The organism is Pseudomonas sp. Soil_N_39 (assembly GCF_057655955.1).
Genome location: NZ_JBDGLI010000007.1, coordinates 258,843 through 281,236, shown reverse-complemented (window position 1 = coordinate 281,236; position 22,394 = coordinate 258,843). Strand labels below are relative to the sequence as shown.

Genomic DNA, 22,394 nt, shown 5'->3' with positions numbered 1-22,394 from the left:
GAAATACAAAACGCCCGATGCGGTGCATCGGGCGTTTTGAGACTGAAACAGGTGTAAACCTATTTCAGGACTAGACATCTTGGAGCGGGAAACGAGACTCGCATCTGGCGTCCGACCCATTGAAATCTAAGGGGTTTATTTCCTTGCCGAAGCGGAAAAAGACTTAATTTTGGACTCCTTTTTACGCAGTAGCAAGGGTCAAGCAGGCAGGATTCCAGGCTCTGCCATTTCCTTCTATCCGTAGCCAATCGGACGGCAAGCGCCCGATCTGGACAGTTCATTATTTCTTGGATAATTAGATGGAGTCTGCAGTTGCTCCTGCTGTAGCGTCCCTGTGAGTTCAATGGTCCGTATCCGGAAACTGCAACCGACCTAAGCCGCACCCCATCATCAATTCGCTGGCGTTGCCATCCAACGTATGATTGATCGCTCAACGGACTCCTTTCGGTCGGTCGTTCAGCATCTACAAAATAAGGCGTGGATCAGAGAACAGCCGCACCAAACGGATATCGGCTCGGGCGGCCAGCCAACGCTCAGCTGGGAGCTAACTTTGAGACAGAAGTAGCAGCAGCCCTAACCGCTCCTGGCGTCAGACCGCACCATTTACGAAAAGCACGGTTGAATGCGGCTTCCGAGCTGTAGTTGGATCGCTCAGTGATTGACGCAATGCTCAGCGTAGTCTCTGTCAACATCTCGCTGGCTCGAGCCAAGCGCACATGGGAGACGAAGTGCCGCGGCGACATACCGACCGAGGCCATGAAGCGGCTGTTCAACGCCGAGCGGCAAACATGGGCGACCTCGACCAGATCCTGTAGACCCCAGTCCTTTTGAGGTTCCTTGAGCACTGCCGAAATTACCCGAGCGACAGCGGGATCGGCCAGTCCGTTGTAGATAGGCCCCGTATCCGGTTGTGAAGTGGCCTCCTTGAGAGCGATGGTCAGCAACGCCTCGGCTAGCCGGATTGCCGCGGGTTGCGTGACGGACCGACTCCCGCGCTGTACATCCAGCTCGTCATGGATAGCGTTGAGAAATGAACGATGCTTGTCCGCGAACCCCTTGAGCAACATCGGCCCGGGCAGGCCGTTGATCAAAGCGCCTGAGGTTTGCTTGTCGACGAACATAATGACCATGCGCAGCTCGAACAACTCACCGCCGCCGCCATAGTTGACCTGTTGATCAAGCAAAAGGCCAAGTGAAGGGTGGCCTTGGGAATCCGTTACATGAGGCTCCACTTGCGCGGCCATCAAATCACGGATATCAATACAAGGCGTATGGTCCGGCGCCATGATCCGATGATGCGTATGAAAAGGCAGCACCAACATGTCGCCCTGGCAGAAATTCATAGGCTCTACCGGCGCATCGAACGAAACGACGCACTGGCCTCGGTAGGCCTCGTAGATCACGAAGGTATCCGCTCCGTAACGGACATCCACGCCAAAGGGAGCGGTAAGGTTGGCATGGCCCGGCACGGCGGCAGAAAGTCGAATGGAACGAAGGAGAAGATCGAATGCTTCCGAAGGCAAGTAACGCGCCGGATTGGAAAGCGACCACAGTACCTCGTCGCGGTACTTGAAGAGTCCTTGATCAAGCGTTATCGGGTCCTGAGCAATAGCATTGGCTAGCTGAGACATACGCTTTCTCCAGCTGCGACAGCAGCGAGGCATCACGTGCCTGTTTATTGTTGTTACGCCAAACTAACGCACCGCCGCAGAGGCGTCCATCAGCTTTATCAGCAATATGCCCGTCGATGTCCATGGAAAAAGCCGTCAAGCACGCGCACGACAAAGCCGGTAACTCTGCACCGGCCTTGTCGAAAAACGTGACGCAAATGGTCTCAGAAGACTTTCCAACCCATGATCATCACTAGGCTGTAACCCGAGAAGGTGTTTTCTGCATCGTAGTTGGCCGCCGCTTTTACCTTGAGCTGGCTACCGAGGCTCGGCAGAAACACGCTGACCACCGGGCCGACCGAGCCTGACGAAAACTTGCTGTCGTTGGTTCGCAGACCATTGGGCAGCTTGTCGCCGTCAATCTGCTTGGCTTGCTGTCCGGCAAGGCCGACCTGCCAATTTCCATAACGCTCGGTAATCGCCCAGTCCAGATTGACCACTGTCCCGGCGTCGAAATCGGTGTCATGGTTTTTTTGCGGCATAGAGTAGAACAACCGAGCACTGAATTCGGTTCCATCGCCCCCCAACGAATATTTCGGACCGGTCAGGTAGCTCACGGCCAGGTTCGGCGAAACGATCCAGGTGTTGCCACCGGTATTGACCGGCTCGTGCTTGTCATAACTCCCAGTGGGCATCGTGATGCCAAGACCACCACCGATGGTCAGGCCGTAAGGCAACGGCGCAAGTCCGGCATTGCCCGCCTCGCCTCCACCCAAGTACTTGCTCCAGAAGAACAGGTCGCTATAGATATCGGCGGCGCCAGAACTGCAATGGCGCTCGCCAAAACGAATGCAGCGGCGACCGTAACCGAACTGTGCCGAAGTGGCGACGCTGCCGCCGAATATCTTGGCGTCGTAGACGTAGTTGAACCCGACCACGCCGGCCGACGCATCAAAACCGGTGTCGAGCGGCACCTTGTCACCGTTGACGTCCCGGAAGTCATCGGAGGTCACGCCGATGTAACCGGCGCCCATGTAGAGCCCCGGCTGTGGGGGCAGATAAGCGGCGCCGATGTCGGTCCCACCAATCGGGCCACCATAGATGGGTGTCTCGCCGGCCAGTGCGGTGCTCATTATGAAAGCGACTGTCAGTCCAGCCAGAGCAGGAACGAAACGTAGTGTGGGTTGTACGCGCATGGAAGTTACCTCGATTATTATTTTTGTTTTGTTGCACCGGTCACAGGCGTTGGCGACCAACAGCGATGCGTCGTGGAACACCTCGCTACAACCTGCCCGGTACCGTTACCCGCTCGTTATTGCGCGTCTTGAATCCTCATTGCGGCTTTTGGGAACAACGCCAGGGCATTGCGGCCGATCTGCTCGATTTGCTCGCGCCGTAGTCCACTGAACGCCAGCAACTGCTGGATATTGGCGATGGCCGTGTGCTCGGTCGTACAGGGCGCCCCGCAATCCGAGCCGTACACCAGGTGTTCGGCGCATGTCATCGCAAGACCCGCCGACAGGCTCTGCTGCGATCCGGTCATCGCGGTGTCCAGATAAAGCGCCGCCAGTTGCTCGCGCATCTCCTGCTGGGATATGCGTTGCGGGTTGGGCACCCAGGACTCATTGCCGAGCAGAATCAAGCGTCCCGACAACGCCGGCAGCGCACCACCACAATGGGCGAGGATGAAGCGGATCGACGGGTAGCGCCTGAACATCCCGGCATAGAGCATGTCAGTGATAACACTGGCGGTCTGATAGGCAACCTCCAGCAATACGCCGGGTCGGGAGAACTGCCCCGGCACGGCGTGGTCAGGGTGTACGAACACCACCGCTGCGCGCTCATCGAGCGCGGCCCAAAGCGATTCCAGGCGTGGATCGGAGAGAAATACGCCGTTGTACTGGCAATACACCGCAAACCCATCGGCATCCAATGCTTCGGCCCGTGCCAGTTCCCGCAGAGCGGCTTCGGTATCGTCGGTGGGTAGGCCAGCCAGCAGGCCGAAACGGGCCGGGTGTCGGGCTACCCATTCAGCGCCGTAGCGGTTGCTCGCTTCCAGCGCCGCGTGGCTGGTCGGCACCAAGCTGAGCATCTGCATGCTGATGCCGACCTTGTCCATGTAGGCAAGACGGTCGTCCAACGACCAGTCCGGTGGCTGCTCGCCCGACCAGTGATCCTGTTGCAGGGCCTGCCACATCGCCGAACGTTGCTCGACCGAGCGCGGCGGACTGAAGTGCGCATGGACATCGATCCACGCGTCGACCAAGGTTTTACTGCTCATCATCAGGCTCTCCAGGATTCAGCCGTGCGCTGCGCGCGCAAGGTCAGGCCGCTGCGGCACCTGCTCGCTATCCGAGGCATGCCCCGTATCGAGCAATTGCGCCATGACCGACGGTAATTCAGCGGCGCCGGCCGAACTCTGCGCACGCCAGGCAACATGTCCGTCCGGCCTGACCAGCACGGCGCCATCGCTGCCCGTACCGCGCACACGCGCCCAGTAGCCCAGGGGGTCACGTACGGCGCCGAAACGGCTATCGATCTGTATGACGTTCACCCGCACACCTGTGCCGAGCAGGGCTGCTTGCGCCGCCTCGAACCAGGCGCCGCCGCCGCGGCCAGTGAGCAGTACGAACTGACCGCGTCCGACCAGATCCAGCGTGGAGATACGCCGCCGTCCCTTCTCGATCCATGCGTGCGGCAGACGCGCGCCTGGCCAGGTCGTTGGCATGTAGGCGACGTCTGGATGACCATCGAGTTGTGGCTCTTGCGAACCGTCGTCTACCCGCGCGCCAGCCCGATAGCGATACCCCAGCTCGATTCCCAGCGCGTTGAAGGCCGGGTCCAGCACCTCTTCTTTGAGCCGTTCGAACCCAGCGCGTCGGGCATCACCTTCCGGACTGTCCTCATGCAGTTGGAGCAGCGAATTCTTGACCTCGTCTGGCGTGGCGCCAGGGCTGACACCAAGGAACTCGGAATAGAAGCGGCCCCAGAAGCCCATCGCCGAATCCCAGGCACGATTGACGATACGCTCGCCCACCGGCTGACGCTCCAGCTCATAGCTCTGAAGCAGTTCGGGCCCGGCTTTGCCTTCCAACAGAAGCTTGAGTTTCCAGGCCAAGTTGTAGCCGTCAGCAACCGACGTATTGGAGCCAAGGCCATTCATCGGGGGATGACGATGTACCGCGTCGCCCATGCACCACACCCGCCCTTCGCCGTAGCGGGTGGCCCACATTTTATTCATGGTCCAGCGCGACACACCCTTGATGACGATATCGACGGTGCTATCGCCGATGACGGATTGCACTCGATTGCGGAGGGTCTCGGGATCACCATCGAAGGTCATGCCTGGCGGCATGGTCCAGCCGGCGATCCACTCGTCCCAAGGGGCGACGTTGACAAAGGTGGCCCCGTTATACATATCGGTAGACCAGAACATGGTCCCTGGGCGATGAGCGCAATAACGTGCCAGATCACCCTTGAACCAGACGTAGATGACTTCACCGATCCCCGCATCGCCGCCTACGCCCATCTGTCCTTCGAACGGCAGGGCCAACTCCTGGGCCACCTTGCTGCGGGCACCGTCGGCCCCGAGCAGGTAATCGGCACGTACCGTGTAGCTCACGCCACTGTGTACTTCGACGACCGTTGCAGTTACGCCCTGAGCATCCTGCACGAAGGATTCGAGCTTGTGACTGAAGCGAAGATCGGCGACACCCGCGTCCTCGATGGCCTCGATCAGCACCGGTTCCATGATGTTCTGCGGGATATTGCACATGCCGCAGGGACTCGCTTGAGCGTAACGTGCCGCGTGTTCTTCCCCGGCGCCCCATGCTTCGGAGCGATACACTTCCGGGCCTGCCATGGTGGTGATCCAGGCATTGCTCCACATGCCCTCGGCTGGAGTCGCCTTGGCTTTCACCGCCTCTTCGATGCCAAGGTCGCGGAAGATCTCCATGGTGCGCTGATTGGTGATGTGCGCACGTGGTGTGTGGGCCGCCCCGGGAAACATCTCCAAGACCATATGAGGAACACCATAACGACTCAGCGCCAGGGAGAGGGTCAGCCCCGCCGGGCCGGCCCCCGCGATCAGAACGGGTGTACTCAAGTCGTACGGAGCCTTCACGGTAGAATTGTTCATTACCGAGTTCCTATTCATTTTGTTGTTTTTTCCCGTAGCGGGATTTCTAGAAAAGTACGGTCTGAAGATCAGCCCGGCCGGCTATGCACGGTGGTTGAGGCACTGTGTTTCAGCAGATCCAGCGCCACGTCGACAATCATGTCCTCCTGACCACCCACCATCCGTCGCTTGCCCAGTTCGACGAGAATGTCGAGGGTCTTGACGCCGTACTTCTCGGCAGCCACTTCGGCATGGCGCAGGAAACTGGAGTAGACGCCGGCATAACCCAGGCCGAGCGTTTCCCGGTCAACACGCACCGGGCGATCCTGCAGCGGGCGCACCAAGTCATCAGCGGCATCCATTAGCTGATACAGCTCGGTTCCGTGGTTCCAGCCCATCCGCTCTGCTGCGGCAATGAAGACCTCCAGAGGCGCGTTACCAGCACCGGCGCCCATGCCGGCCAAGCTGGCATCGATGCGGTCGCAGCCCTCTTCCACCGCCACGATGGAGTTGGCCACGCCCAGGCTGAGATTGTGGTGTGCGTGCATGCCGGTCTGGGTTTCGGGGTTCAGCGTTGCCTTGAAAGCTCGCATGCGGTCGCGGATGTCGTTCATGTTCATGGCGCCGCCTGAGTCGGCCATGTAAATGCATTGCGCGCCGTAGCTTTCCATCAGTTTGCCCTGGCGGGCCAGCTCTTCGGGCGGGATCATGTGGCTCATCATTAGGAAACCGACGGTGTCCATGCCAAGCGAGCGGGCGTATTCGATGTGCTGTCTGGAAACGTCCGCTTCGGTGCAATGGGTGGCCACGCGCACGGTGCGGGCGCCGGCCTCGTAAGCGGCCTTGAGGTCGTGCACGGTGCCGATGCCCGGCAGCAACAGCACCGCAATACGCGCATGTTCGATGACGTCGGCAGCCGCTTCGATCCATTCCAGATCGCTGTGCGCGCCGAAGCCGTAATTGAAGCTGGAACCTTGCAGGCCATCGCCGTGGGTCACCTCGATAGAATCGACACGGGCCTTGTCCAACGCGCGAGCGATATCCTGCACGTTCTGGATCGAGTACTGGTGACGGATCGCGTGACAGCCATCGCGCAAGGTCACGTCGCAGATATAGAGTTTCTTGCTCATGCCGAGACTCCCATCGAATGCGCCATGCGCTCGGCGGTCGCCAGCGCAGCGGAGGTCATGATGTCGAGGTTACCGGCGTAGGCCGGCAGATAATGAGCGGCGCCTTCCACTTCGAGGAAGATCGACGTTTTCAGGCCGCTGAAACGGCCGTGACCGGGGATGTGCAGGGGCGCCGAGTCGGGAATCACGTCGAACTGCACCTTCTGCTTGAGGCGATAGCCCGGCACGTAGGCCTGCACGGCGGCGGTCATTTCCTCGATGCTGGCGCAGACCCTGGACTGATCCGATGCTTCGCTGAGCACGAACACCGTGTCTCGCATCATTAATGGTGGCTCGGCCGGGTTCATGATGATGATCGCCTTGCCCTTGGCCGCGCCACCGATAACCTCGATGGCCTTGCTGGTAGTCTCGGTGAACTCATCGATATTGGCGCGCGTGCCAGGGCCGGCGGATTTACTGGCGATCGAGGCGATGATCTCGGCGTAATGCACTTTGGCCACGCGAGACACCGCCGCCACCATCGGGATGGTGGCCTGGCCGCCGCAGGTCACCATGTTGACGTTGAGTTGGCCCAGGTTCTGCTCCAGGTTCACCACCGGCACGCAATACGGGCCGATGGCGGCAGGCGTCAGGTCGATCAGCCGGATCCCCGGCTTGATGCGGCGCAGAAAAGCATCGTTCATGACGTGGGCGCCGGCCGAAGTGGCATCGAAGACGAAATCGATGTCCCGGAAGACCGGCAGGCGAGTCAGACCTTCCACGCCCTCATGGGTCGTGGCGACACCCAGTCGAGCCGCGCGAGCCAGGCCGTCGGAGCTTGGGTCGATGCCGACCATGGCGGCCATTTCAAGATACTTGGCGTTGCGCATGATCTTGATCATCAGGTCAGTGCCGATATTGCCCGAGCCGATGATCGCTACTTTGGCGGTTTTCATCAGACAGACTCCCCATAAGTGAACGACACCGCACCCAAGCCACCGATCTTCGCCATGATGTGGTCGCCGGGGGCCAGGGTGATCATCGGGCCCAGTGCTCCCGTTAGCACCACGTCGCCAGCGCGCAACGGCTCACCGGCAGCGGCCAGTGTCCTTGCCAGCCAGGCAGCGGCATTCAACGGATGTCCCAGGCACGCCGCACCAGCCCCTACCGAGGCGACCGCTCCGTTGACCTCCAACACCATGCCGCAGGTATACAGATCCAGTTCGTCGAGCGAACAGGCCTGCTTTCCCAGGACGAAACGTGCGCTTGAACCGTTGTCGGCGACGGTGTCAGCGAAGGTGATCTTCCAATCGGCGATACGGCTGTCGACGATCTCGATCGCGGCAAACGCGTGATGCGTCGCGGCGGCGATGTCGTCCGGCGTCGCGGTGAGGCTGGTCACGTCTGCCCCCAGCACCAACGCCACTTCGGCTTCAGCCCTAGGCTGCAACATGGCGTCGCAGTCGAGCACTCCGCCATCGATCAATTGCATGTCTTCGAACAGAACGCCGAAATCCGGCTGGTTCACACCGAACTGTTTCTGCACCGCCAGGGACGTCAGGCCCACCTTGCGGCCCACGATGCGGCGTCCCCGCTCTACCCAATAGCGAGTGTTGATGGCCTGCACCGCATACGCGCTTGTCGCGTCATCGGGAGCGAGGCCGTCGCGCAGGGGTGCGATGGGGCCCAGTTGATAGGCGGCACGCAGACGCTGGGCCAAAGAGGAATGGTCAGTCATCGCTCTGCTCCAGGAAACCGTGCACCAGCGTATTGAACTCGCTGGCTTTTTCCAACTGAGCCCAGTGGCCGCATTGTGGGAATACGTGCAGGCTCGCGTTGGGCAACAAACGCATCAGCAGCAAACTGGTGTCCCAGGGAATGACACGGTCTTCCTTGCCATAAATCAGCAGCGTGGGGTTCTGCAGTGGCGAGCCCACCAGGCGCTCCCACAGATTGAGCATCGGATGGCCCTTCCACTCGCGCGGCTTGAGAAGATCCGGATGAGTAGCCGCCTGATAACGCGCTTCGATCAGTTCAGGCGTCACCATCGACTGGTCGTACACCATGATGCGTACCGCTGCTTCGAGCTTCTCGCGAGTCGGACCTTCGCCTTGATAGAAGGCGCCCAGGATCTTGATGCCTTCGGTCATCATCGGCGTGAACATGGTCGGCGAACCGCCAGGCCCCATGAGCACCAGCTTTGCGACCAGATCAGGCCGTTTCATCGCCATGGTCATGGAAATCGTGCCGCCCATGGAATTGCCGATGAAGTCGGCCCTTTTCACGCCTAGCTTGTCGAGCGCCTGGGAAAAAACTTCCGTATAGAAGTCCGTGTCCTGGTAGGCGCTGAGAGGCTTGTCCGATTCGCCATAGTGCGGCGCATCGAAGGCGATGACCCGGTAAGTTGCAGCGAAGGCCGGCAGGTTGGTCCGGTAGTTGCTCCACGCCGACGCCCCAGGTCCTCCCCCGTGCAGCATCACCAGCACGCGGTCACCTACCTCGGTGTCGTGGTAATGAATATTGAGGCCATTAATTTCAATGAAACGTGAAGTGGTTTCAGCAGTGTGAATAGTCATGGTGGTGATCCTTCGTTACTTGGGCGCTTGAAACTGAGCTGGCATGTGGAATTCGTGTCCCCAGCTGCTGTTGGTGGGGTAATGGGTCACGTGCCAGGTTTCGTCGTCGATCTGGATGCCACCCCAACCGATTTCCACTGACCAGCCAGACGGCGTCAGGACGTAGAACGAGAACATGTTGTCGTTAACGTGCCGTCCAAGGTCGATAAGGATGTGGGCCCCGGCCGCACGTGCGCGGCTATAGGCGAAACCCACTTCGTCGAGCGAGTTCATTTCCAGAAGAATGTGATGCAGGCGTGGGCCATGGGTTGGCGGCATGTCGACGATGGCGAGGGAGTGATGACGTTCGTTCACCCGCATGAACATCGCCTCACAGTTGACGCCTGAAATGATCAATGAGTCGGTGCGCTTGAAGCCCAGCACCTTTTCATAGAAGTCGATCTGAGCGGAGTATTGAGTGGTCGAGAGCACCAGATGCCCCAGACCTTGTTCCTGAGTCAGGAATGGGCGCGCACCGACCGGCGACACGAATGGCTGATTGGCAAGTATCGTAGGTCCGTAATGGGCTTCGATCAGCACACCGTCGATATCCCGGAAGCGAATCATTTCCCGCACTGCTAACGCTTGTGCGTTGTGCACTTCCTCAAAGGGAATCTGCGCAGCGCGCAGAGCGTTACGCACGTTGTCTAGATCTTCGCTGCAGCGACATTCCCAACCCACGTAAGCGACATCATCATGATCACCGGGATGAATGATAACCCGACGCTGATGGAGGTCGGCGCGTAACACCAAAGAGCCATCCTCCAGCTCCTCACCGATTTGCAAACCCAGCACCTCGGGCGCAAATTTCTTCCACGCGCCGATATCGCGTGCGGTAAATCCGATATAGCCAAGGGTATCGATGCCCGACATGGTGGCTCCTCTTCGCATCATTATTCTTGTAGTGCGAGCCGTCTCGTTTGACGGCGTCTGAGGAGGAGTCTGCTGTATGGGCCAGCACCGGGTCATTACCCGATCTACCGTTGTTCTTGATCAACCGTACGCACGACGCATCACCGTAGAAAAACTTTTCAGGCGCGGCTGACCATAACGATGGGACATGAATGAGGTGCCGACATGACCCAAGAGTCAGCAGAAAACAAGTGAGCGTTTATGACAGAGCACTATAAGTGCCGCGGCAGACATGGTTATGGGATGGCGGAGTCATGGCCGGCCGCAACTCGCCTAGCAAATGCCATCTTTTCACTGTTGAAGCGGCTGCTGTTCTTAATATCGACATCAAGAATGGCGCGCCCCCAGCACTGCCCCTCGATGCACGCCCATTGGTCGAATAACCCTAATCGTGTTGTCCAGACAACTGACGCGCAAGGCCGTTGCGCGAGCGGGGCCAAGGCTCATTGCGCAGCTAACAAATGAACTTAATGAATGATCCCACTGAAATGTTCAAACATTCAGCGGGCAATCTATCCAGCGCTAAGGCATTTCTCATGCAATCGGCATAGGGGACGGCCTTTCACAGGCCGTTCCCCTGCCACACCACCCGGCATGCGGGTCCGCACCGGGCGGTTCTCATGCAGTTGCTCAAGGCGCACTCGACTGTCGTGCCGCCATACAAGGTAGGAATCGCCCGTCCCTGATCATCCTGGATTGGGCTGAAGCGTGCATTGCCGTGCACACCGGGATTGAATTGATCTGGCTGATACTTATCTTGATGCACACGATGGAGCACGGCGCCCTTGGCAAGCACCGTGAGAGTCACGTGCAGCGTAGCCGCGGGAACCGGGGTGATGGACGCCGCCAAATCGGTGGCCGGTGTCGCCATGTTATCGCTGGACTCGGTACGCTGCTTAGCCATGGACAATGCCCTGGATCTCATCCAGTGCGGCAGCAATCACCCGATCAGGCGCCGATGCCAGCAGGTCCTGGGGCCTTTTACCACCCAGAAAGCTGTTATCTGACCGGAACCAGTAAGCCAGCCCCCAGCCGTCCTTGTGGCCACCGAAAGCCTCAATGACTTTGGCTAACGCCTTGAACGGCCGATAGCCCGCGTCCGGATCCAAGCCGTAACCCGGGAAATAGTCGACCCCACCATGATTGATAGCGAAGATCTGACCTTGCTTTTTCCACTTGTTGGGCTGGGCACTCGGGTTTCGGGTACTCAACTGGGCCACCTGCGCGATATCTGCGGAGGTCAACCAGTCACCGCTCTCCAGCACTGCTTTACGGGCTTGTACCAGCATCGCCGCTTCCTTGAGCAGACGAGGCGAAGGCGGCTTACGCGTCACAAACGCCTCGGCAAGGCGCTCCAGTGCCTTCGGATCCTGACGCTCCTGCAGCACCTCATACATCGAGGAGGCCACATGGGCAAAGTTTTCCGCCAACGCTTCAAATACGCCGAGCTTGATACGATCGAAAGACACGACCAGCACTCGATCCGCATGTGAGCGGCTCAAGCTAGCCCGCGCCTCCTTGGGCGTACCCACTAAGGTGGAGACGCCCGACTGCTCTGTAACGCTCATTGAAAATTTCCTCACCAGTTATCTACGCTATCTAATCCTAGCATATCTTGGATAACCCTAGCTCTAACCTAACAAGAAGCGCTCTCTCAACACAACTTTTCGTAGCAGCACACTGGCAAATGGGCGCATTGAGCAATACCCTGCCCGTACCGCCCCAACGTTACGAGCTGAAACATGTCAGGGATTGCCATATTTGAAAGCCCACGTTGGCTACGAGATCTTCTGCGCTTCTTGCCGCTGAAGAGCCAATTCGTCCTGTCAGGCAACATCCGCGACCTGCAAGCCTGTGAAGTGGCGCCGGGCACGGTGACCGCGCAGAGCTTCAACCAAACCCTCTGCAATGCCCTGCTCGATGCCGGCTACACCCAGGTCATCGCCTGGGAACCCGTGTCCGGTTTCCGCGCAATCGACAAACCCGGCTCCGCCCCTGAAGCCGGCCAGACGTTGCTTCAGGAACTTGGCTTGACTCCGGTCAATGGCGTAGCACCCGCAGGTATCGATCTGCTGGGCGCCACCCTGCCACGGCTGGTGGGTCGTGCTGGCGAACCTATCGCGCTGATCATCGATTTCGCCTCACGCCTGGTGGTTCGCAACGACTCCCTAAGCGCTGCTGAACACCAACTCTTCACCCAGGCCCTGGTGCAATCCCATCAGGCTCGCAGCCGTCCGGCCACAGAGTTGCGCAAACCGTTCTTCAACACCCTGCTATGGCTGGTGGAAAAAGAAGGCGATTTGCCCGACTGGTTGCTGGTCGACAACCCACGCCTGCGCCACATTCCCGTGTCCAAACCCGATCAATTGTCCCGCCGTGCGTTGGCACCGGCGTTGCTCAAAGGGCTCAGTGGCAGCCAGGGCGCCGGCGAAGGGGTCATGCACCAGGCTGTGGAAGCCTTCGTCCAGAACACCGAGGGATTGCTGCTGCTCGATCTCAGCGCCATTGCGCAACTGGCACGGGTCGAGGGTGTCGCCATGGAGCAGATTGCCGATGCGGTGCGCCGCTACAAAATCGGTGTCACCGAGGACCCGTGGCTGAAGATCGACCGTCAGCGTATCCGGCATGCGGACGCGCTCGTCCACCAGCGGGTCAAAGGCCAGGAGCATGCGGTGACGCACATGCTCGACATCGTCAAGCGTGCGATGACAGGCGTCGGCGCCAGTCGCAAGGGCAACCGTCCACGGGGCGTAGCCTTTCTCGCGGGGCCGACCGGCGTGGGCAAGACCGAACTCGCCAAAACTATTACCAGCCTGCTGTTCGGCGACGAAAGCGCATACATCCGCTTCGACATGTCGGAATTCAGCGCCGAGCATGCCGATCAACGCCTCATCGGCGCACCGCCCGGCTACGTCGGCTATGACGTCGGCGGTGAGCTGACCAATGCTATCCGCGAGAAGCCATTCAGCGTGGTGTTATTCGATGAAATCGAAAAAGCCCACCCACGGATTCTCGACAAGTTCCTGCAAATACTCGACGACGGAGTGCTGACTTCAGGCCGCGGTGATCGGGTGTACTTTTCGGAGGCCCTGATCGTGTTCACTTCCAACCTGGGAATCTATCGCCAGGGTGACAATGGCGAACGCGTTGCCAACGTCCTGCCGGGCGAAGCCTTCGAGCAAGTCCAGGACAAGGTGCACAGCGAGATCGACCGGTATTTCAAGCTCGTGCTCAACCGGCCGGAAATCCTCAATCGAATCGGCGAGAACATTATCGTCTTCGACTTCATTCGCGAAGGCGTTGCAGTGCAGATCTTCGAACAGATGGTCAACGCCACCTTCGATGACCTGCTGGGACAGAACCTGTTTATCGAATTGGCCCCCCAGGCACGCCAGACACTGCACAACCTCTGTCTGCAGGACCTGTCCAACGGTGGCCGGGGCATTCGTAACCAGTTAGAGGCACGCCTGCTCAATCCCCTGTCGCGGGCACTGTTCGATCAGGACGCGCAACCGGGCGAGCACTTCACGATCACCGAGTTGGACATCACCGGACTGAAGATGGAACGTCGCTGAACATGGACCTTAGCCTGTCGCGCATGCATTTTCCTGTCACTACCCTCGGCCCAGGGCGGCGTATTGGCATCTGGTTCCAGGGCTGCAGCATCCGCTGTCCAGGCTGCATCTCTGCCGATACTTGGGGCCCCGGGCACCGACGCTTGTCGCTGGAGCAACTGCTTGAACAGATCACCCCCTGGCTGCTCGAGGCCGAAGGAATCACCATTTCCGGAGGGGAGCCGTTCGACCAGTTCGACGCCCTGCGATCGCTGCTCGAAGGCCTGCGTCGGCTCAGCGAACTCGACATCCTGGTCTACAGTGGATACTCCCTGGAGCAACTCGACGAGCCGTTGTTCCAGACCAAGGGCTTGATAGATGCCTTGATCAGCGACCCCTATATCGAAGCACTCAGTCAGACCATGGCCTTGCGCGGCAGTGACAATCAACGTCTGAGCCTGCTCACGCCACTGGGCCGGGCACGCCTGGGTCATTACGAACGCCTGCTCGAACCCACCGACAAGGCGCTGGACCTGATGTTTGACGAAAGTGGCAGCGTTTGGATGGCCGGCATCCCACGACGTGACGACCTGTTGCGCTTACGCGATCTGCTGCATGAACAAGGCCATCATTTACAGATCAGCGCACACGCGTCGCGACGCCGCTGAGTGGAGCACACCCCATGATACGTTTCTGCCCCAACTGCAAAACCGAGCGCGCCCTCCAGGAAATGTTCTGCGAAGGGCTCATTCAGGAACAACCCTGCGGCTGGGACCTCGCTGGCGAACCCATTCATGCCGCCGGCTGGCGGCCGCATGCCGTCGTCACGGAGCAAACCCTCCCGCCGGTCAGTCCGACTCAGGGGAATGCCCCTGACCTGCTCTGCGAAAATGGGCACCCGATGGTCGATGGCGACCTGATGTGCCTTGAATGTGGCAGCTCACCTGCGCAAGCAACGTCCTACGACGCCCGGCCAGACAGCAGCGAACCAGAGGGTATCCCCCAGAGCCTGATCGATGGTTGGCGCCTGATCCGTCAGATCAGCAGCACCGACGGTGTGCGAGAGCGCTACCTCGCCGAGCACGAGGAAACCGCGCAACAGGCGGTCCTGACCCTGTATCGACCCGGCGCCGAACCGGACCCGGCGATCTATGATGTGATCCGCCGACTGCCACGCGAGCACGTACCCGAAATCATTGCCACCGGCCGCTGGGATGACCGTGCCTATGAGGTCATTGAAGAACTCACCGGCGGGACCCTGGCAGAACTTGGCAGCGTGATCCGCGACAGCGACAGCGTGCACCATGTGGTCAACGAACTGGGCCTGGCGCTGCATGCTTTCAACGAGGCTGGCCTGCGCCATCGTGACCTGCGCCCAGCCAGCCTGCTGGTGCGTTCCCGCGAACCGCTGGACCTGGTCATCAGCGGCTTCGGCTCGGCACGCCTGTCCGAGTTCGACCTGGACATCGTATCGCCACTGGAAACCAGCCGCTACATGGCACCCGAAGCCATCGCAGGCGGCGTTGCGGCTGCCTCGGACTGGTGGAGCCTGGGTATGATCCTGCTCGAGCAACTAACCCAGGGCGCTTGCTTCGACGGCATCAATGCCAATGCATTTCTTATTCACGTGCTGGCCAACGGAGTACCGATCCCCGACAACCTCGACCCGCGCCTGAACCTGCTGCTGCGAGGTCTGTTGGCACGCGACCGTCATCAGCGCTGGCAATGGCCGCAGGTCGAAGGCTGGCTCAACGGTATTATGGTCGAGGCTCCGGCCTCTTCCGTCCAGCAAACGGACGATGGTGAAGGCGCGACCCTACTGCTGGGCGAGCGCCGCTTCCACAAGCCCGGCGTATTCGCCCTGGCGGCAGCCCAGGCGGATAACTGGCAACAGGCCTTGGACCATTTGCTGCGCGGTGTGATCGTGACCTGGACCGAGCAGGTCGGTCTCGCCCCTTCTCTGGTCGCTGGCTTGCGTCAGGTCGTTCAGCACGAAGGGATTGAGGACGACTTCCGTTTAATGCTGGCGCTGAGAATCCTCAATCCGGAAATCCCGTTGATTCATCGTGGTGACATCGTCACACCAGGATGGCTACTGGAGCACCCACTGGAAGGCTATCGCCTGATCAGCGGGTCGGTCCCGGACCTGCTTGAGCAATTGCAGACCGACAACTGGCTGTCGCGTCTCAAATCCCGCGCCGAAAACGTACGTCAGCGTGCCCTGCACCAACACATCGAGTTGGTCGAAGAGCAACTGCGGATATTCCTGCTATCGACCTCGCGCGCCAAGCTGTCCACGCAATGGCAAGAGCGCCAACGCCTGTTTCCAGACACCGACCATCCGGGACTGTCCTCACTGTCGGAGCGCCGGGTGATCGCCGAAGAAGATCTGATCGTGCTGCTCAGCGCGGCGATCAGTCAGTTCCGTTCGGGGGCCTCGATAGTAGAGTCCGCCGCCGAGCTGGCCAGAGCTGCCGATGTCGGTTGGTTCGACTCCGAAGCGGCGACCCAACTGCTGTTGCATTCGCGACTTGAGCTGTACCGCAGTGTCGATGAGCGCATCCAAGGCTTTGCCCGTTGTGGCGTGCCGGTAGTGGACGAGTGGGCCGAGCAGTTCCGCCTGGAGCGACGTATGCCGTTGGCTCAGGCACTGGTGTTGCTGGCTATTCCGTCCAGTCATTGGCTGGAACCACAGAAACAGCAGTACGTCTCACAGATTCTCGACTTCTTCGAGAAGAAGGTGGTGACCGCAGTGATGCGCGGGCCACTGGTGCGTATGAGCATCGGCAAGACCACCGCACGGGTCGACATCAGTGAACTGAACAGCGAGCGCAGTCCGGCCGCGGCTTTGCTCGATCACCTGCTGCAACGTAATGCCCGGGCAGTGAACCTAGACCCAGAGAGTTTTCAGCTCAACGGCCAGCTGGAATCGCGCCTGCATGCCCTGTACCGGCAAAGCGCGCTGTACAAACGCGACACCGGTATCGACGGCCTGTACCTGGGCTTCCCTTTCCTGCTCAATCGCGACCCTCGCGGCACCACGCGTACGCGGATCATCCCGCTCCTACTGTGGCCAGTGAAACTACTGCTGGAGCTGGGTTCTCGTGGTCACGCCGCCTTGGCGTTTGACAGTGAGCGTGAAGAAGTGCGACTCAACCCGGCGTTGGAAAGCGTGCTCGGCGCCGAAACCTGCAAACGCTGGCGCAAGACCGCCGATGAACTGCTCGGCCGCTCGTCAATTCGTGCGGCGGATGTGATGGACGCCTTCGGCATGCTCGCCACCATCCGCTCACGCACCCTTGGCAACCTGCCCGCGAGCACCGTGGAGATCGCGCCCTACCAAGACGAGCTGGACTGCGCGGCGGTGCTGTTTCACGTGACCTTCATGGGGCAAGCCATTGGTGAAGACCTGCGCCAACTGAAAACCCTGTCGCCCGCCGGTACCGGCCTGGAAACGGCGTTGCGCCTCAAGACCGCCGATGAAACCACGCACGCGGCACCACCAAGCGAGCTGCAACGCTACTTCACCGTGGCCAGCGATCCCTCCCAGGAAGCGGCCGTGATCCAGGCCCGACAAAGCCCGGGACTGCTGGTCGAGGGGCCGCCCGGAACCGGCAAGAGCCAGACCATCGTGAACATGGTCGCCGACGCCATCGGCCGCCAGCGCAGCTTACTCATCGTCTGTCAGAAGCATGCTGCGCTGGAGGTCGTGTACAAACGCCTGGTCGCCGAAGGCCTTGGCCAACGCATCGTCATGCTCAATGACGTCAACCGCGACCGCGAACCCGTCATTCGCAATATTCGCGAACAACTGGAAAGCCTGTTCACGAACGGCAGCCAGCCGCAGGGCTGGCAGCGCCAGCGCGAACAGGTCGCGGCCCGCATCGAGGCCCTGGAGGGCGAGCTCGACCGCTTCCACCAGAGTCTGCATCGCCTGGATGAAAATACCGGCCTCAGTTATCGCAGGCTGCTCGGCGAGTTGATTGAATTGGAATCCGGCCCGGCCCCGCTCGAGTTTCCGGCCCTGCGCCAACGCCTGGCCTCCCTGGACCTCGCTAGCCTGACCCGTTTGGAGGAAAGCTGCGCCCCTCTGATTCGCCTGTGGTTGCCCGCGCGCTACGAAGGCAGTCCATTGGCCCAGTTGCAGTCGTTCGCCGCCGACCGGGCGACCTTGCAGGCTTTCACCGACAATCTGCACAGCTTCACCCAAGCCGAACACAACCGTCAGGCCACGCTGCAAGCACACCCTGCCAGCTTCGAAATCGACGACCCGATGCCGTACCGTAACTGGATAGCGGCCCATGTCGCAGCCCTGCTCGACCTGAAGCAAGAGCAACGTCTGCGCCTTGCGCGGTGACTACCGCTTTTCCGCAGCCGCGAAGCGGGCCCACCCCCACGGGGAGAGTCGATTCTCGGCGAACTACAGCAACTGGACCAGCAACTCGGCCAACTGGATCAGGACCACTACGCCCCCGCCTTGTCACCGGCCCTCTGCCTGCTCGAAAACAAGGCCCTCAGGCATCTGGATCAAGACTGTACCAAGGTTATGGCTGCCCGGTCCTGGTTGGCGAACATCAATCCGCTGCATCTGCTGCGGCGCAAGCGACTGCGCAACTTCCTTCAGGACCAGGGGGAAAGCCGTGTTAGTGAAGCGCTACCAACCCTACAGGCAGCCATCCGCATTGAAAGCCAGTGGCGACCATTGCGCGCCGAGCTGAGCACCCTGCACCAGGCGTTGGAACTGGAAGCTGTGAGTCGGCAAGCCTGCCTGGAATTGATCAGCTTCGTGAAGAGCGACATCCGTCACCTGCTGGAAATCCAGGCGCTGGCCATGGCGTTGGCGCAATCGCCTCGCGCCCGGCAGGCCGACGAGGCCGCCCTCGCCGGCGACAAACAACATCTCGAGGCGTTGCTCAGCGATCTCGATGCTTCGCTGATGCGCCATGGCGTTCGCCAATCCAGCCTCGAGCAACTCAAGATCCTCGGCGACTGGCTGGGCGATGAGCTGGTGCAGCAACTGCAGCACGCCATCGAGCACAATCTGAGCAATCAACTGTCTCTTGATCGGCTGCATGAAGCGCTGCCCTTCCTGGCCGCCTACCAGGCATTCCGCGGGCGCGCCACTCAGTTGACAGCAGCCGACCTCGAGCTGCTCGCATTGCTGCGCCAACGCCAGGAACAGTTGGACAACATTGCGCCCGAGCAGCTTGAAGCCGCGGTGCGGCGCCTACTCAACCGCGAAGCTCGACTGGGTTGGAAACACCGCGTCGAGCAAACCAATCCCGAACTGCTGTTCAGCCAGGACGAAGCCCGTGCCAAAGTCGCCAGCCTCGCGCAAGCCGATGCGCAGATGCGGCTGCTCAATCGCGAGCTGCTGGCCAAAGCCATCAACCTTGATCACCTGGGTAACCGCAAACAATGGGAGGATGTCACTCGCCTGACTGGCAAACGCTCACGACGCCTGCGCGAATTCATTGAACTGGGCAGTAACTTAGGCCTGATGAGCCTACGCCCGGTGTGGTTGATGAACCCGGACGTCGCCAGCCGTGTGCTACCGCTCAAGGCAGGCCTGTTCGATACCGTTATCTACGACGAAGCCTCACAGATGCCGGTTGAGTTCGCCCTGCCAACCCTGTTCCGCGGCCAGGTCACTGTTGTCAGCGGCGACGAGAAGCAAATGCCGCCGACGGCATTCTTTTCCAGTCGCATCGAAAGCGACGAAGCCGAAGTGTTTGACGGCGACGAACCTGATGAAGATGCGGATGAGGAACAGCGCGAAGCGTTCGAAGATACTTGGAACCGTCGTGAGATCAAGGATTGCCCCGACCTGCTGCAGCTGGCGCGCAACGCCCTGCCCAGCACCACATTGCAAATCCACTACCGTTCGGCCTACCGTGAACTGATCGGATTTTCCAACGCCTCGTTCTATGGCAATCGCCTGAACGTTCCGGTCCGTCACCCGCTAGCGAGCATCCAGCGCATCAAGCCGCTGGAGCTGATCCAGGTCGGTGGGCTGTATCAGAACCAGAGTAACGCCCAAGAAGCCGAACGGGTCGTCGAGTACCTGAACGAATTGTGGCAGCAGCCTTACGACCAGCGACCCTCGGTGGGTGTCGTCACCTTCAACCGCAAGCAGGCCGACCTCATCGAGGAGCACTTGGAGCGGCGGGCTGAGCAGGATGAACTGTTCCGCGCCGCCTACACCCAGGAGCGCGAGCGCAGCGAAGACGGCGAGGACATGTCGGTGTTCGTCAAGAACGTGGAGAACGTGCAGGGGGATGAACGCGACATCATCGTCTTCTCCTCCACCTTCGGTCGCAACAGCCAAGGCACATTCCGCCGAAGTTTCGGCGTACTGGGGCAGACGGGTGGCGAACGACGCCTGAACGTGGCGGTGACCCGCGCGCGGCGTAAGGTGGTAATGATCACGTCGATGCCGATCGCCGATATCTCCGACATGCTCAACACGCACCGTGCCCCCAACAGCCCGCGAGACTATCTGCAAGGCTATCTGGAATATGCTCGCGCGCTCTCCTCGGGCGAGTTCAGCAACAGCACCAAGTTGCTGGAGCGCCTGCAGACCGACCGCAGCAGCCAGCATCGTGAGCAAGGTCAGCAACGTGATGGCTTTGTCAGGTTGGTCGGTGAATTCATTCATTCCCTGGGATGGCAGGCCGCTCCCGCCAGTGAAGGCGACGCTTTCGGTCTCGATTTCGCCATCGAGAATCCAGACACGGGCCTGTATGCAATCGGCATCGAGTGCGATGCGCCTTGCCACAATCTGCTGGAACGTGCCCGCGCCCGGGAAATTTGGCGCCCGTCCGTGCTGCACCGCGCCATCCCGCACATCCACCGTGTGTCGTCACAAGCCTGGTATCACAACGGCGACAGCGAACGCTCGCGGCTGCGTGAAGCAATCGAACACGCCATGCAAGTCGAGCAGCCGCTGCAACCCAGCCCTACTTCAGTTGATACGGAAATCTGCCAATGAGTGGTCCCAAGGTCGTTCGCATTGTTACCCGCGAAGAAATCATCGCCATTTGTGAAGGCCACCTGCAACGGCTGGAGCGCGCCGCGGACCGCTGGCAGACACAGGCTACAAGACTTGGAGAACTCAGCGAACAGGAGCGCTCCGCCTCCCTGGAGCGACACGCTCGCCTTCGCGCTCTGCTGGCGGAAGACCGATTGGCGGAACTGCAGAAGGCCGTGCCAGTAGAGATCGAGCACCTGCGCCGTGACCTGGAAGACCGCGAAGAACGCGCGATCATTCGCGCCGCTGAGCGACGCCAACGCGACCGACGCGTCCATGAAAACGCAAAAATCCTGCTTGATGCTTTGCAAGCCAACCCCGAAAGCGTCGATCAAGCCTTGCTGGAGTCCCTCTCACGATTGGCCAACGGTGCTAGTCAGGAAGATGCCGAGCGTCTGCTGGCCGAGGGTTTCGCCCACTTGAGCAAGGCAAGCGAGAAGCCAACACTGAGCGATACCCAACGCAGCCTGGCGCAGCAACTCAAGGTCGACGAACCCGAGGTTTCCCTGCGCGAATGGATTGCGGCCCGGGAACCGGATGCAACGCGCGACGTACGGCTGCTACGCATTGACCGCCACATAGTGGAGCTGCAACTGCTGCAAGGCGCTGAGTGTGCCGCGCCGTTCCTCTTGGCACTGGAAAGAGCTGAAACGGAAACCGATGCCAAGCGGCGTAACCTGCTGCTCGACAGCCTAGTACTCGACCTCGCCGCGTCCGCCCGAAACGTCCGACGCCAACGCGAGCGCCTCGAACAACTGCAGGATCTGGCTAGCGAAGTCAAAACCTACACAGGCATCGAACACGCGACCTTGCTCGGTCATATTGGCGCTTGTACAACCGACACCGAACTCTCGGTAACCACCGGACTGATCGCGCAGGGTAAAACGCTTATCGCGTCCCACTTACAGGACCAGGCCGCCCTCGCCCGCCGCGAAGCCGTGCTCGACGGCTTGGCCAGCCTCGGCTACGAAGTGCGCGAAGGCATGGCCACTGCCTGGGCAGAAAACGGCAAGGTCGTGCTGCGCAAAACAGCTATCCCCGGCTACGGAGTAGAAGTGGGTGGCAAAGCCGACAATGGCCGTCTGCAGGTTCGCGCCGTAGCCCTCAGCAGCGATCGTGACAAGGCGCGGGATCGCGACATAGAAACCATCTGGTGCGGCGAATTCCAGCGGTTACAGACCCTGTTGGAAGACAGGGGCAGCGAATTACTTATCGAGCGTGCGCTTTCGGTAGGTGAGGTCCCGCTTAAAGAAACGAACATCTCCCTGCCGGACGTGGGAACAATCACAGGTCAGCAAAAGACTCTTCATCAGTAAACCGCAAGCTGTTGTCGACGTGCTCTGCCGTTAGGCACTCAGAACCGTGTGAGCTTGCATCGGGTCTTGTAGCTACCACCTTAGGGCGTAGTTGAGCCCGCCTCATCGCTACAGATAAGTTATTTCTGAGC

At 60.2% G+C, this 22,394-nt stretch carries 14 protein-coding genes and 1 pseudogene; 4 read left to right on the top strand and 11 right to left on the bottom strand.

What is annotated here, in order from left to right:
* Positions 1–533 precede the first annotated feature (533 nt).
* The 11 genes from AC3A5O_RS13450 to AC3A5O_RS13400 all read right to left on the bottom strand — a co-directional run bounded on the left by AC3A5O_RS13450 (position 534) and on the right by AC3A5O_RS13400 (position 11,931).
* A complete protein-coding gene (locus AC3A5O_RS13450; protein WP_305470535.1) occupies positions 534–1,631 on the bottom strand; it encodes a helix-turn-helix domain-containing protein in 1,098 nt (365 codons plus the stop codon).
* Positions 1,632–1,834: 203 nt separating this feature from the next.
* Positions 1,835–2,743: a SphA family protein gene (locus AC3A5O_RS13445; RefSeq protein ID WP_305470534.1), complete on the bottom strand. Its 909-nt coding sequence runs from the start codon at positions 2,741–2,743 to the stop codon at positions 1,835–1,837.
* A 179-nt stretch (positions 2,744–2,922) separates the two neighbouring features.
* Positions 2,923–3,894 carry an amidohydrolase family protein gene (locus AC3A5O_RS13440; protein WP_305470533.1) on the bottom strand — a complete coding sequence of 324 codons (972 nt, stop codon included), beginning with the start codon at positions 3,892–3,894 and terminating at the stop codon, positions 2,923–2,925.
* Between the two features lie 15 nt (positions 3,895–3,909).
* Positions 3,910–5,748 carry an FAD-dependent monooxygenase gene (locus AC3A5O_RS13435; RefSeq protein ID WP_305470532.1) on the bottom strand — a complete coding sequence of 613 codons (1,839 nt, stop codon included), beginning with the start codon at positions 5,746–5,748 and terminating at the stop codon, positions 3,910–3,912.
* Positions 5,749–5,816: 68 nt separating this feature from the next.
* Positions 5,817–6,857: a 4-hydroxy-2-oxovalerate aldolase gene (gene dmpG / locus AC3A5O_RS13430; protein ID WP_305470531.1), complete on the bottom strand. Its 1,041-nt coding sequence runs from the start codon at positions 6,855–6,857 to the stop codon at positions 5,817–5,819.
* Positions 6,854–7,792, bottom strand: a complete 939-nt coding sequence (locus AC3A5O_RS13425) for an acetaldehyde dehydrogenase (acetylating) (RefSeq protein WP_487753276.1) — start codon at positions 7,790–7,792, stop codon at positions 6,854–6,856. The genes dmpG and AC3A5O_RS13425 overlap by 4 nt, the downstream gene beginning before the upstream one ends.
* A complete protein-coding gene (locus tag AC3A5O_RS13420) occupies positions 7,792–8,574 on the bottom strand; it encodes a 2-keto-4-pentenoate hydratase (RefSeq protein ID WP_305470529.1) in 783 nt (260 codons plus the stop codon). The genes AC3A5O_RS13425 and AC3A5O_RS13420 overlap by 1 nt, the downstream gene beginning before the upstream one ends.
* On the bottom strand, positions 8,567–9,412 hold the full coding sequence (locus AC3A5O_RS13415) for an alpha/beta fold hydrolase (RefSeq protein WP_305470528.1): 846 nt from the start codon (positions 9,410–9,412) through the stop codon (positions 8,567–8,569). The genes AC3A5O_RS13420 and AC3A5O_RS13415 overlap by 8 nt, the downstream gene beginning before the upstream one ends.
* 15 nt (positions 9,413–9,427) lie before the next feature.
* A complete protein-coding gene (locus tag AC3A5O_RS13410; RefSeq protein WP_305470527.1) occupies positions 9,428–10,324 on the bottom strand; it encodes a VOC family protein in 897 nt (298 codons plus the stop codon).
* Positions 10,325–10,925: 601 nt separating this feature from the next.
* Positions 10,926–11,267 carry an RES family NAD+ phosphorylase gene (locus tag AC3A5O_RS13405; protein ID WP_305470526.1) on the bottom strand — a complete coding sequence of 114 codons (342 nt, stop codon included), beginning with the start codon at positions 11,265–11,267 and terminating at the stop codon, positions 10,926–10,928.
* Positions 11,260–11,931, bottom strand: coding sequence for a hypothetical protein (locus AC3A5O_RS13400; RefSeq protein ID WP_028236619.1), 672 nt, complete (start codon positions 11,929–11,931; stop codon positions 11,260–11,262). The genes AC3A5O_RS13405 and AC3A5O_RS13400 overlap by 8 nt, the downstream gene beginning before the upstream one ends.
* A 174-nt stretch (positions 11,932–12,105) precedes the next feature.
* Here AC3A5O_RS13400 and AC3A5O_RS13395 point away from each other — a divergent pair, with 174 nt between their 5' ends.
* The 4 genes and pseudogenes from AC3A5O_RS13395 (at position 12,106) to AC3A5O_RS13380 (ending at position 22,263) form a co-directional block, all read left to right on the top strand.
* Positions 12,106–13,938 (top strand): AAA family ATPase, encoded by a 1,833-nt coding sequence (locus AC3A5O_RS13395; protein ID WP_305470525.1) that lies wholly within the window; start codon positions 12,106–12,108, stop codon positions 13,936–13,938.
* A 2-nt stretch (positions 13,939–13,940) separates the two neighbouring features.
* Positions 13,941–14,585: a 4Fe-4S single cluster domain-containing protein gene (locus tag AC3A5O_RS13390; protein WP_305470524.1), complete on the top strand. Its 645-nt coding sequence runs from the start codon at positions 13,941–13,943 to the stop codon at positions 14,583–14,585.
* Positions 14,586–14,599: 14 nt separating this feature from the next.
* Positions 14,600–20,908 (top strand): annotated as a pseudogene (locus AC3A5O_RS13385) (AAA domain-containing protein).
* Entirely contained in the window at positions 20,905–22,263 is a 1,359-nt protein-coding gene (locus tag AC3A5O_RS13380) for a coiled-coil domain-containing protein (protein ID WP_305470522.1), read from the top strand. Before AC3A5O_RS13385 ends, AC3A5O_RS13380 begins: the two are co-directional and overlap by 4 nt.
* Positions 22,264–22,394 lie beyond the last annotated feature (131 nt).

Excerpts from the sequence above, each read along its gene's own strand:
- AC3A5O_RS13450 (WP_305470535.1), bottom strand. The coding sequence starts at position 1,631 with ATGTCTCAGCTAGCCAATGCTATTGCTCAGGACCCGATAACGCTTGAT.
- AC3A5O_RS13445 (WP_305470534.1), bottom strand. The coding sequence starts at position 2,743 with ATGAGCACCGCACTGGCCGGCGAGACACCCATCTATGGTGGCCCGATT.
- AC3A5O_RS13440 (WP_305470533.1), bottom strand. The coding sequence starts at position 3,894 with ATGATGAGCAGTAAAACCTTGGTCGACGCGTGGATCGATGTCCATGCG.
- AC3A5O_RS13435 (WP_305470532.1), bottom strand. The coding sequence starts at position 5,748 with ATGAACAATTCTACCGTGAAGGCTCCGTACGACTTGAGTACACCCGTT.
- dmpG (WP_305470531.1), bottom strand. The coding sequence starts at position 6,857 with ATGAGCAAGAAACTCTATATCTGCGACGTGACCTTGCGCGATGGCTGT.
- AC3A5O_RS13425 (WP_487753276.1), bottom strand. The coding sequence starts at position 7,792 with ATGAAAACCGCCAAAGTAGCGATCATCGGCTCGGGCAATATCGGCACT.
- AC3A5O_RS13420 (WP_305470529.1), bottom strand. The coding sequence starts at position 8,574 with ATGACTGACCATTCCTCTTTGGCCCAGCGTCTGCGTGCCGCCTATCAA.
- AC3A5O_RS13415 (WP_305470528.1), bottom strand. The coding sequence starts at position 9,412 with ATGACTATTCACACTGCTGAAACCACTTCACGTTTCATTGAAATTAAT.
- AC3A5O_RS13410 (WP_305470527.1), bottom strand. The coding sequence starts at position 10,324 with ATGTCGGGCATCGATACCCTTGGCTATATCGGATTTACCGCACGCGAT.
- AC3A5O_RS13405 (WP_305470526.1), bottom strand. The coding sequence starts at position 11,267 with ATGGCTAAGCAGCGTACCGAGTCCAGCGATAACATGGCGACACCGGCC.
- AC3A5O_RS13400 (WP_028236619.1), bottom strand. The coding sequence starts at position 11,931 with ATGAGCGTTACAGAGCAGTCGGGCGTCTCCACCTTAGTGGGTACGCCC.
- AC3A5O_RS13395 (WP_305470525.1), top strand. The coding sequence starts at position 12,106 with ATGTCAGGGATTGCCATATTTGAAAGCCCACGTTGGCTACGAGATCTT.
- AC3A5O_RS13390 (WP_305470524.1), top strand. The coding sequence starts at position 13,941 with ATGGACCTTAGCCTGTCGCGCATGCATTTTCCTGTCACTACCCTCGGC.
- AC3A5O_RS13380 (WP_305470522.1), top strand. The coding sequence starts at position 20,905 with ATGAGTGGTCCCAAGGTCGTTCGCATTGTTACCCGCGAAGAAATCATC.